General features: G+C 40.0%; 10 protein-coding genes. 2 read left to right on the forward strand and 8 right to left on the reverse strand.

Features of this window, described 5'->3' with window-relative positions:
- A partial coding sequence (pflB, locus tag AC33VI_RS11925) for a formate C-acetyltransferase (protein WP_491782485.1) occupies nucleotides 1-2,138 on the reverse strand: 2,138 nt, incomplete at its 3' end.
- Between the two features lie 835 nt (nucleotides 2,139-2,973).
- On the opposite strand from pflB, the gene AC33VI_RS11930 reads away from it, so the two are divergent.
- Nucleotides 2,974-5,724: a bifunctional acetate--CoA ligase family protein/GNAT family N-acetyltransferase gene (locus AC33VI_RS11930; RefSeq protein ID WP_491782486.1), complete on the forward strand. Its 2,751-nt coding sequence runs from the start codon at nucleotides 2,974-2,976 to the stop codon at nucleotides 5,722-5,724.
- A gap of 150 nt (nucleotides 5,725-5,874) precedes the next feature.
- On the forward strand, nucleotides 5,875-6,237 hold the full coding sequence (locus AC33VI_RS11935; RefSeq protein ID WP_491782487.1) for a rhodanese-like domain-containing protein: 363 nt from the start codon (nucleotides 5,875-5,877) through the stop codon (nucleotides 6,235-6,237).
- A gap of 202 nt (nucleotides 6,238-6,439) precedes the next feature.
- Here the strand turns inward: AC33VI_RS11935 and AC33VI_RS11940 are convergent, their stop codons facing one another.
- The 7 genes from AC33VI_RS11940 to AC33VI_RS11970 all read right to left on the reverse strand — a co-directional run bounded on the left by AC33VI_RS11940 (nucleotide 6,440) and on the right by AC33VI_RS11970 (nucleotide 10,945).
- The gene (locus tag AC33VI_RS11940) at nucleotides 6,440-6,769 is read right to left on the reverse strand and encodes a hypothetical protein (protein WP_491782488.1); all 330 of its coding nucleotides are present in this window, start codon (nucleotides 6,767-6,769) and stop codon (nucleotides 6,440-6,442) included.
- Between the two features lie 177 nt (nucleotides 6,770-6,946).
- On the reverse strand, nucleotides 6,947-7,090 hold the full coding sequence (locus tag AC33VI_RS11945; RefSeq protein ID WP_491782489.1) for a high light inducible protein: 144 nt from the start codon (nucleotides 7,088-7,090) through the stop codon (nucleotides 6,947-6,949).
- A gap of 116 nt (nucleotides 7,091-7,206) precedes the next feature.
- Entirely contained in the window at nucleotides 7,207-8,166 is a 960-nt protein-coding gene (locus AC33VI_RS11950; RefSeq protein WP_491782490.1) for an orange carotenoid-binding protein, read from the reverse strand.
- Between the two features lie 203 nt (nucleotides 8,167-8,369).
- Complete coding sequence (locus AC33VI_RS11955) at nucleotides 8,370-8,573, reverse strand: hypothetical protein (protein WP_491782491.1); 204 nt, start codon at nucleotides 8,571-8,573, stop codon at nucleotides 8,370-8,372.
- Between the two features lie 134 nt (nucleotides 8,574-8,707).
- Nucleotides 8,708-8,848, reverse strand: a complete 141-nt coding sequence (locus AC33VI_RS11960) for a hypothetical protein (protein WP_491782492.1) — start codon at nucleotides 8,846-8,848, stop codon at nucleotides 8,708-8,710.
- Nucleotides 8,849-9,040: 192 nt separating this feature from the next.
- Nucleotides 9,041-9,640: a superoxide dismutase gene (locus tag AC33VI_RS11965; RefSeq protein ID WP_491782493.1), complete on the reverse strand. Its 600-nt coding sequence runs from the start codon at nucleotides 9,638-9,640 to the stop codon at nucleotides 9,041-9,043.
- Between the two features lie 393 nt (nucleotides 9,641-10,033).
- Entirely contained in the window at nucleotides 10,034-10,945 is a 912-nt protein-coding gene (locus AC33VI_RS11970) for a LysR family transcriptional regulator (protein ID WP_491782494.1), read from the reverse strand.
- Nucleotides 10,946-11,281: the final 336 nt, after the last annotated feature.

Consider the following 11,281-nt stretch of genomic DNA (forward strand, 5'->3'; position numbering starts at 1 on the left):
ATGGTTAATTGGGGATACAATTCGGGATGATCCATCGCATCAATTAAAGTTTCGCGATCGAGGACGTTGATATTAATATGGTGTCCTGTATCGTGGAAGTAACCATCGAGCATTCCTGCGAGGTTATTGGTTTTATTATCTTCCCCTTTACCCAAGGCTTCGGGAACGATGGAGAAAGTATAGGAAATACCATCTTGAGCGTGTTCGTAGGGTAGTTTCGCTACCGATTCTAAAGCTGCGATCGCACCTTTGGTATCTCTTCCGTGCATAGGGTTCGCACCAGGGGCAAAGGGTTGACCTGCCTTACGTCCATCGGGAGTATTGCCTGTTTTCTTACCGTAAACCACGTTGGAGGTAATAGTAAGGATGGACTGGGTAGGTACTGCACCGCGATAGGTTTTATGTTGGCGAACTTTGTTCATAAAGTCTTCCACAACTTTAGCGGTAATTTTATCGACGCGATCGTCGTTGTTACCAAATTTAGGATAATCTCCTTCAATTTCGTAATCTACAGCCAAACCGTCGTCGTTACGAATTACTTTAACTTTAGCGTGTTTAATTGCCGAGAGTGCATCCCCCACTACCGATAATCCAGCTACCCCACAAGCCATTGTCCGATAAACATCGCGATCGTGTAAAGCCATTTCTAGCCTTTCATAGCAATATTTATCGTGCATATAGTGAATGACATTGAGGGTATTGACATAGAGTTTTGCCAACCAACCCATCATTAAGTCAAATTTTGCAGTAACTTCTTCATAGTCTAAATATTCCGAAGTTATAGGTGCAAACATCGGGGCGATTTGTTGACCAGCTTTTTCGTCTTTACCGCCGTTGATGGCATAGAGTAATGCTTTGGCTAAATTCACCCTTGCGCCAAAGAATTGCATTTGTTTGCCGATCCGCATTCCCGATACGCAGCAAGCGATTCCATAGTCGTCGCCGTAGTAGCCACGCATCAAGTCATCATTTTCATACTGGATGGAACTGGTATCAGCCGAGACTTTAGCACAGAAGTTTTTAAATCCTTTGGGTAGTTTTTCCGACCAAAGTACGGTTAAATTGGGTTCGGGCGCTGGGCCTAAGTTATAAAGGGTATTTAGGAAGCGGAAGCTATTTTTGGTAACTAAAGTTCTACCATCTTCTCCCATACCGCCGATTGATTCGGTTACCCAAGTAGGATCGCCAGAGAAGAGTTCATTATAGGCAGGATGGCGTAAGAAACGCACGATCCGCAACTTCATTACGAAGTGGTCGATAAGTTCTTGAATTTGGGCTTCCGTAGCGTCACCGTTAGCTAAATCCCGCTGACAATAAATATCGAGGAAAGTAGAAACTCGACCCAAAGACATGGCTGCGCCGTTTTGTTCTTTAACCGCACCGAGATAGCCAAAATAAGTCCATTGGATTGCTTCAACTGCATTGCTGGCAGGTCGAGCAATATCGCAACCATAACCCGCAGCCATTTGTACTAATTCTTTAAGGGCGCGAATTTGTTCGGAAATTTCTTCCCGCAAGCGAATTACTTCTTCATCGATAGTATCTACTTCTAAAGAGAGTAATTGTTGCTGTTTGTCTTCAATCAAGCGATCGCAACTATATAAAGCTACCCGCCGATAGTCGCCGATAATCCGACCTCTACCGTAAGCATCGGGCAAGCCTGTAATAATTCCCGAATGCCGTGCCAACTTCATTTCGCGAGTATAGGCATCAAAGACACCATCGTTATGAGTCTTACGGTACTTAGTAAAAATTTCTTTAGTTTGTTCGTCTAATTGATAGCCATAAGCTTCGAGAGAACTTTTAACTACTCGAATGCCACCAAAAGGCATAATTGCCCGTTTGAGGGGTTTATCGGTTTGCAAGCCGACAATTTTTTCTAAATCTTGATCGATATAACCTGCTGCGTGGGCAGTAATGGAAGAAGGCACTTTAGTATCTGTATCTAAAATCCCTTTTTCTCGTTCTATCGCCATCAAGTCTTTTACCTTTTCCCAAAGCTGATGGGTAACTTCGGTGGTGCTAGCTAAAAATGAGCCATCCCCCTCATAAGGCGTATAATTCTGTTGAATAAAGTCGCGGAGATTAATTTCTTCCGTCCATTTACCTGAAACGAAGCCTTTCCACTGTTGCAACATTAGGGACACCTCCTAGATTTGCGCTCGGATTATATTGGAGTAATTTTTTAACTTGCTTAACTACCTATTAATATAACAAAAAAAATCTCAATAGTTAGCTTGAGCTAGTTGAGTTTTTTTTTTAAGTTTAATTTATTTACTTGAGTACATTTGAGTACATTTATTTACACTATTAATTGCAGTTTCTCAAGTAGCAAATATAGATTTTCTTTAAAATAAAGTTAAGTACTTGGGCAAAATTAATTACCCATGACCTAATCCCTTTTTCCCTTAACCAATCCTAACTGTAAAATTAATTTTGGATGACTACTTAAATCTTGTTTTGGCGGTTTTTCAGTGTAAATACTGTAGCTATAGTGCTATTTGTTCCTAAGTTTAGCTATAACTACAACTTACTTAAAAATAATTTACTTATTGAAATAAACAACCAAAAAATTGTTTTAGTCTTTAATTAGCGATCGCAATATTAGGCGAAAAAAGATAATGATAAACCGATTTTAGTGTCGCCCATTACCAAACTGTCTTAGATGAGAAATTAATCAAAGTTTAAAAGCTAAATTGAAGACATTATTTAGAAAAATTTTTGATTACAATTGAATAGAAAAATATTTGTTTCTCATTGATTGTTCTTCGTAACTCATAAACAATAATCGATCGCTTTGAACGAACGATATGCCCTAAAGACTTTCTTCAGTCGCAAATCAGTATTTTTTAGTGGGCGTAGTTTGAGCGCGAGATTCGGCGAGGTTTCCTCGCCCTGAATAATCGTAGTGTTCGAGGTTTCCTCGAAACCCTGACCGCCTAGTGATATCAAGACGAACCACCAACCATAATTATGACTACCTCTCTTAACTTCACTGTCGATCGCGATCGCGAAATTGCTAACTATCAACGGCGACCCCTCGACTTTATTTTCACACCCAAAACCGTAGCAGTAATTGGGGCGACCGACCGCCCTGGTAGTGTTGGCAGAACTTTACTGTGGAATCTGATTAGCAATCCTTTTGGCGGGACGATATATCCTGTTAATCCCAAACGAGATAGTGTTTTGGGAATTAAAGCCTATGCCAATATCGCTGTTGTCCCCGAAAAAATAGACCTGGCAGTTATTGCCACCCCCGCCCACACAGTACCCAACGTCATTCGCCAATGCGGAGAAATGGGAGTATGGGGTGTAATTATTCTTTCGGCAGGGTTTAAAGAAATCGGTACGGTGGGGATTGAACTAGAACAGCAAATTATCACCGCAGCCCGTCACCATAAAATTAGAATTATTGGCCCTAACTGTTTGGGAATCATGAATCCCCATCATGGTTTGAATGCTACCTTTGCTGGCACTATGGCACGCCCTGGCAACGTGGGTTTCATCAGTCAAAGTGGGGCATTATGCACCTCTATTTTGGACTGGAGTTGGCGGGAAAATGTCGGCTTTAGCGCCTTTATTTCCATTGGTTCGATGTTGGATATTAGTTGGGGAGATTTAATTAATTATCTTGGCGACGATCCCACCACCAAAAGTATTACTATCTATATGGAATCGATTGGGGATGCTAGTTCTTTCCTCTCCGCAGCTAGAGAAGTTGCTTTAACTAAACCAATCATAGTTATCAAAGGCGGTCGTACTTCGGCAGCAGCTAAGGCAGCAGCTTCCCATACAGGAACATTGGCAGGTAGCGATGAAGTTCTCGATGCAGCATTTCGTCGTTGTGGCGTGTTGCGAGTTGATACCATTGAAGACCTATTTAATATGACGGAGTTGTTGGCCAAACAACCCCGTCCCAGAAGTAAAAGACTAACTATCTTGACCAATGCAGGAGGACCAGGGGTATTAGCCACGGACGCGTTAGTTAAAAAACAGGGAACGTTAGCGGAATTATCTCCCGAAACCATTGCTAAGTTAGATCAAATCTTGCCTACCCATTGGAGTCGTAGCAATCCTATTGATATCTTGGGAGATGCTACAGCAGAACGTTATACCCAAGCTCTCAAAATAGCAGCAGCAGATCCCAACAGCGATGGGCTATTGGTTATTTTGACTCCTCAAGCCATGACCGACGCCACCAAAATAGCCTTTCAATTACAGAATACGGTTAAAGACCTCAAGGGCAAACCTTTATTGGCAAGCTGGATGGGGGGAGAAAATATAGCGGAAGGAGAAGCAATACTCAACCGTGCGGGAATTTATACTATGCCTTATCCCGATACCGCAGCCCATCTGTTTAATTTGATGTGGAACTATAGCTATAATTTGAAGGGTTTATACGAAACTCCCTTACTAGCAGAAGATAATCGGGGTACTAACCGTCGCACCCAAGCAGCAGCAATATTAGAGAGGGTTAAAAATACAGGGCGCAATCTGCTAACAGAATATGAATCAAAGCAATTACTCAATGCTTATGATATTCCTACTGTCATAACTAAGATAGCTACTAATCCAGAAGAAGCTGTAACATTAGCCTCGGAAATTGGTTATCCCGTGGTTCTCAAACTCCATTCCGAAACCATTACCCATAAAACAGATGTTGGTGGCGTACACCTAAACCTCAACAACGCCGATGCGGTTCGGGATGCCTTTAACTTAATTCAACAATCCGTAAAGGCGCATCCCGATGCGCCCCTACAAGATAGGGATTTCCTCGGTGTCACCGTACAACCAATGGTCAAACTTGATGGTTATGAATTAATTATCGGTAGCAGTATCGACGAACAATTTGGTGCTGTTTTGTTATTTGGTACGGGAGGACAGTTAGTCGAAGTATTTCAAGATCGGGCATTGGCTTTACCGCCTTTAAACACAACTCTAGCTAAAAGAATGATGGAGCAAACTCGCATCTATGAAGCTTTAAAAGGCTTTAGAGGCAACAAAGCCGTAGATTTAACCGCATTGACTAAATTAATGGTGCGTTTTAGTCAGCTAGTAGTAGAGCAATCTTGGATTAAAGAAATAGATATTAATCCTTTACTGGTGTCTGAAGATCGTTTATTAGCTTTGGATGCCCGCGTGATATTACACGATGGAGATCGAAGGGAGCAAGATTTACCCCGCGTTGCTATTCGTCCCTATCCCAGCCAATATGTAAAACCCTGGACATTAAACGATGGCAAACAAATAACCATTCGTCCGATTCGTCCTGAAGACGAACCCCTAATCGTTAACTTCCATAAGTATGTTTCGGCAGAAAGTATTTATTTACGATATTTTCATGCGATCGGGCTACAGGCTAGAGTGGCCCACGAAAGATTAACCCGCATCTGTTTTATTGATTACGATCGCGAAATGGCTTTGGTGGCAGATTATCACAATCCCGATACGGGAGAACAGGAAATCTTGGGTGTAGGTCGCCTGAGCAAAATTTATGGTACTAACGAAGCAGAATTTGGGATGTTAGTCAGCGATCGCGAACAAGGTCTTGGTTTGGGTTCGGAATTACTTTATTCTCTAATTGATATTGGTCGTCAGGAACAATTAAGTCGAATTAACGCTGAAATCTTAACGGAGAATACCACTATGCAGCATCTCTGCACCAAATTAGGTTTTGAGCTTCAAAGACATCAGGATGTAGTTAAAGCTTTTTTCGATCTTTAGTCGTTAGTTATTGAGCGATCGCTCGAATATTCTTGTGACGAAAGACACTAGAATTAAATATTTGTCAGGTTTTCTTTACAAAATGGCACACAAATTAATTTTTTGTTACACTTTGCAATGTAAGCACAAATAAAATCTTCAACACCAGTTATGACTACTCTCTTCAACATAAAACTTCAACCAAACTCTACCCCTTACGATTTAAAGAAACGTCTTGATTGGGGAGAACCAGCCTTAACTATCATTGATGTTAGAAGCCGAGATGCTTTTAATAAGAGTCACATTTCTGGTGCAATTTCTCTGCCTATGGATGAGTTAGTCAATCGAGTCCAAATGAATATCGAATTGATTCGCGATATTTATGTTTATGGTGCAACTGATGAACAAACTAAAGAAGCTGCCGAACAACTTCGTGCTGCTGGATACGAAAGCGTTGCCGAACTCCAAGGTGGTTTGAGTGGTTGGAAGGCAAACAAGTTTGCCATTGAAGGCAATTCTCTTGTAGTAGCGTAAACTTGTAAAGCAAAAATACGTTTAACTAGTTGCTGTTTAGGCGTTAGCTTTGACAGCTTTCTCCGCCTTATCATATACCTAATTATTAAAAAGCCAAGAACGCTCTTTCCTAATCGACATTTAGCAAAGAGCGTTCTTTTAGTTGAAGAATTATAAAGTAATATGTTTTAAATATAAGTAGTCCTTCTCACGGTCATATTCTTCACATCCGTGCTAAAATAGAGATTTTTGAGCGTATTTCTGGAGATAACCCCTCTAAATCATTAAGATTCAGCCATCCTTCTTTGACCAATCGGGCAAAATCAAATACTAAAGTAGAATCATCGTAGGCGTATTTACCGTCTATTTCATATCTTTTGGTACTCAATAAATCGTGAAGGTACCATAAATCTTCTAATTCTGTAACTGTCTTGGCGCGATCGCGAATAGTCGTTATCAAAGCAGAAATTTCTCTGTGATAGGCTGTTTGCAAAGCTTGCTTTGCTATTGTTTCCTCCATTGCAGATAATTGGTTTTGGTGAACTTCTAACATTAATAATTAATTCTGATTTAATACATTTGTTTATTTTATTGACTAAAATTTTATCATTAAAACCAATCAAAAAAAACAGCCAAACTCTCAAAAAAACCAAGAGTTTGGCTGCTATTAAAAAATTGCTTTTTTTGTCAGAAAGGTAAAGTTAAATCGATGTAGATTTTCCAGAGAACCTTACATTAAGCCTATCTGACTGAGAATGCCTTGACCAGTAAAATATTCGGTGACTGCTGCAATCACAAAACCAAGCATTGCTAAGCGACCATTCCAAGCTTCGGCAAATTGAGTAAAACCAAATTTGTTATCTTGATTTTCCATGATGATGACCTCAAATAGATTCAGATTATTGCTAATTATTTCTATCTAGATTATAGCTAATGTAAATTTTTATTGCAATTAATTGACAAAAGCTATTTGAAAAATATATTAAGCAATTAACGAGCTAGATTGAGTAATTCTTTGGGAGATGCTAGCAAGTCGATCGCCACAAAGAAAATTTTGTTTTCTGAATTAAGCAAAAATCTCCAGGACATATTCATCCCAACTCCAGCACCAAACCAAGGAGTTTGCACTTTACCTGTTACTTTAATTTGAGTGTAACCATCTTCTGCTGGTTCGGAAACACCACGTTCGGGGGCTAACTTAAGATTGGGACATTCTTCTTTGAAAAATTTTAGTACCGCATCTTTGCCCACAATTGGTCTTTTGAAAGGTGGTTGCAATGCACCATCGGCTGCAAATAATTTGATTAGCTCATCAAAATCATTAGCATTCAATAAGTTCATGTAGCTAAGTACAGTTGGGTTAGTCACGCCAGCTATAGCTACTTTAGTTCGCTTCGACATCTCTGTGGGAGGAACAACGGGTTCGCTAACTCTGGTAAAGTTACTCATCTTAGAAGTATCGAATCCCATATCTACTACTGTGTTACGTAACACTGTAATTTGTTGACCCGAATCTAAACCCATCAGAGTTTGTAATACGGCATTGGCATTAGCAGAAAGCTTGTATCCTTCAGGAATGGGAGCGACTATTCCCTGTTCCATCCATTCTCCTAGTCGATACCAAAAACCCAGTTTGATATTGGGAGTCCAAGTGGCATAGGTACGGCAAATGGGCGTATCTGCATGGTTGGCTAAATCACACATTACCTGAGACTGTTCTTGGAAACTCATTTTTTTGATCTCATCAAGAGTCAGTTCGGCAAATTGCATATTAGCAGCCCCAGGAGCAGCAACGGTAATGGTTTTGCCCATTTCTAAGTAAGCAAACCAGATCCAAGCTAGCTGATCTTCGGCACTAAGCTGGTTAAATCTGGCAATTAGTGCTGGTACAGCATCAGCAGATAGAGTATTAGGAAATATGTTGCGTGCTGAGTCAATAGTAAATGACATAGATGACCTTCCAATAAGTTATCGAGCAATTGAATGAAAAGCGTCAATGTTTGATAACGCTAGTCATATTGTAAACATATTTTGACCAAAGTTACTTTTTGAAACAAAAAACGTATAAAGCTTTACATAGCTAATTTTCTATGGTATGAAAACAATTAGTGTAATATCTCGCTACCATCAATCAAATTAAAAGCGAAATAAAATCAATATCTGCGATCAATCCAACTTTTGGCTCGGCGAATTGCATCTCTTGTAGTCATTGCACTTGAAACTGCAACAGCGCAACCTCGGTCGTGATTTACCCAAGCTGCATAGATACAATGCCCATCAAATTCGTCGCGGTCTATTTCTACCTTGCAGCCACGATAGTCAAAAGAGAGAATAATATGAGGATAACTAGGCTTCATAAGAATTGTTGCTCAAAAAAAATGACAGTATTCAAGCAGGAGCGATGCCTTTATGTATAGCGGTGTCCGTGATAGACGACTAATTTCGCAATCGCTCTTAATGACTCGATGAAGTTTTTTAAGTTTTATTCAAGCTAAGAGCTACGGCGAAGTCGTTTATTTTTCGTCTCAACAACTGTCCAAGTTTCTTGCCAGCGATCGATAATCATTCGTCTCATTTTGCGGGATTGCCATTGAGGAATGCTGGGATTTTGGGAGCGTTTGAATTCAGTCATGTTTTTCTAGATTCAATGTTTAATTATTAGCAGCGAATATTTTGATATCCATAGGTAATTTGTAGCAATAAGCAGTTGTCTTAGGACACTTGCTACTTGCTACTTGCTACTTGTTACTTATATGCGAAGCCGTATCCCTATGGGACGAGCAAATAAACTAGCTCGTCACAACAGATAGATCTACTACAATCTTCAGGCAGCAGCTAAGTTTTCAGCCACAAAATCCCAGTTAACTAATTTACCGAGAAAATCATCAATATAAGCAGGGCGTTTATTTTGATAATCGAGATAGTAGGCGTGTTCCCAAACGTCCATTGTTAATAGGGGTACTTGTCCGCTAGCTAGTGGATTATCGGCATTAAGGGTTTTGGTGACTTTAAGAGTATCTCCATCTAAAACTAACCAAGCCCAACCGCTACCAAACTGAGTTGCACCTGCATTTTTGAAAGCTTCGACAAACTTATCGAAACTACCAAAGTCAGCCTCAATTTTTTTTGCCAATTCTCCTCCAGGTGTACCACCGCCATTGGGTTTCATACACTGCCAATAAAAAGTATGATTCCATGCTTGAGCAGCATTATTAAATAATCCTGCTTTACTGGCATCTCCAGCGATCGCTTTGATGACTTCTTCGATGGGTTTGTTATCCAATTCTGTTCCTTTAACAGCATTATTGTACTTATTGACATAACCTGCATGGTGTTTGTCATGATGAAATTCGAGAGTACTTTGAGAAATTGCTGGTTCTAGAGCAGTGTAATCGTAAGGAAGAGATGGTAATTCATAAGCCATGTTGTTGATTCTCCTTTCACTATCAGAAAATTACCGCGAACAAGTATCGGAAAGATTTACTATTTGCTAAGGACGCAATCGGCAGCACATAAGAGGTTTTAAGCCGATTTCAGATTCCATGACTGATGGTAGCGTAGTTTGGCTGAAGAAAAAATACTCATCCCCTGGAGGGGGAATAGACTAGTCTGCATACAAATGGATTGAGTCTGTTCCCGCTCAAATTAGAATAACTATAAAATTAAATGACATTAGTTATTCCTAAAAACTATTCTCTTTGAATAATTCTCTTATCCCGAACTCAGGTTATTTGAAAAGCTTTATCTGCTGTTTTTTAACTCCATCGAACTGACGTTGTCGTAAAAAAAATAGTCAAACTGGCTAAATTGAGAGATATCACAACTGATTGAACGATGCTCGACTTTGCTGTTTAATAATTTCTAAAAATGCTTCTAGGATAGGCTGATTACTGTCTGGTTTCCAGGCAATCGCTAATTCAACTAATGGTGGATTGGGTTTGAGATTGCGATAAACAACACCTAGTCTTTGAAGATTCTGAACGTAAGCAGGTAGTAAAGAAATACCCATTCCCGCAGCTACAAAACCTAACATGACTTGCATTTCTCTGGCTGCGTAGATAACATTTGGTCGTAAATTTGCTTGATAGTATAAATTAAAAATTTCCTCAAATAAACCACAACCGCGATCGCGAGAAGCCAAGATCAAAGGCTCATCTGCTAAAGCTGCGATCGTTAGTTCTGTTTCGGTTGCCAGGGGATGATTTTCGGGCAACACTACGACAACTGGTTCTTGAAAAATAATTTCTACTTCTATGTTGCTGTTATCGATCGGTGGCACTACAAAACCGAGATCGAGATCGTCATTTTCAATCGCCTCGATTTGAGCTTCAGTTCTCATGGGTTGGATTGCTACCTCTACGGCAGGAAAACTTTCCCGAAAAGCACTGATGGAATTGGGGATGATATCGTAAACTGCCGAACCTTGAAAGCCAATTTTTAGTTGTCCGATTTCGCCACGACTCGCTTTTTGAGCAACTTTAATTCCTCGATCTACCCCCGCCAAGATTTGCCGAACTTCTACCAAAAAAAGTTCACCCGATGGGGTTAATTTAATTTGGGGTGGGATACGTTCAACTAGTTTGACGGCTAATTCTCGTTCTAGTTTCTGAATTTGTCTGCTGAGGGAAGGCTGAGTGATTTTTAGTTTGGTTGCTGCTCGACCAAAATTTAATTCTTCTGCCACCGCCACAAAATATCTCAGTTGACGCAACTCAATTTTTTCATTCATGCCTAAAAGCTATTAAACCTATACGTAAAGAGCATTTGACTTCAATTGAAGTCTTTGTATAGATTATTAGAAAATTGACAAAAATTTTAAGTAGTGAGCTTTTACCAATTGATTTCGGGCTGATTTTGGCAATAGCAGCGAGGAAATTAGCGATCTGCGTTCAATAACCTACTAATAGAATGCCTGGCGAGGGATCTCAGATGTTCTCTGATCAGATATACAAAATAAAGAGGATTTAAAATAATGAATCAAAAGAAACACCAAGGTAAGGTTGCCGTAATAACTGGTGCATCCTCGGGCATGGGACAAGAATATGCCGTGCGTTTAGCAAGTGAA

It is taken from the genome of Waterburya sp. (assembly GCF_058530065.1).

Excerpts from the sequence above, each read along its gene's own strand:
- AC33VI_RS11930 (WP_491782486.1), top strand. The coding sequence starts at position 2,974 with ATGACTACCTCTCTTAACTTCACTGTCGATCGCGATCGCGAAATTGCT.
- AC33VI_RS11935 (WP_491782487.1), top strand. The coding sequence starts at position 5,875 with ATGACTACTCTCTTCAACATAAAACTTCAACCAAACTCTACCCCTTAC.
- AC33VI_RS11940 (WP_491782488.1), bottom strand. The coding sequence starts at position 6,769 with ATGTTAGAAGTTCACCAAAACCAATTATCTGCAATGGAGGAAACAATA.
- AC33VI_RS11945 (WP_491782489.1), bottom strand. The coding sequence starts at position 7,090 with ATGGAAAATCAAGATAACAAATTTGGTTTTACTCAATTTGCCGAAGCT.
- AC33VI_RS11950 (WP_491782490.1), bottom strand. The coding sequence starts at position 8,166 with ATGTCATTTACTATTGACTCAGCACGCAACATATTTCCTAATACTCTA.
- AC33VI_RS11955 (WP_491782491.1), bottom strand. The coding sequence starts at position 8,573 with ATGAAGCCTAGTTATCCTCATATTATTCTCTCTTTTGACTATCGTGGC.
- AC33VI_RS11960 (WP_491782492.1), bottom strand. The coding sequence starts at position 8,848 with ATGACTGAATTCAAACGCTCCCAAAATCCCAGCATTCCTCAATGGCAA.
- AC33VI_RS11965 (WP_491782493.1), bottom strand. The coding sequence starts at position 9,640 with ATGGCTTATGAATTACCATCTCTTCCTTACGATTACACTGCTCTAGAA.
- AC33VI_RS11970 (WP_491782494.1), bottom strand. The coding sequence starts at position 10,945 with ATGAATGAAAAAATTGAGTTGCGTCAACTGAGATATTTTGTGGCGGTG.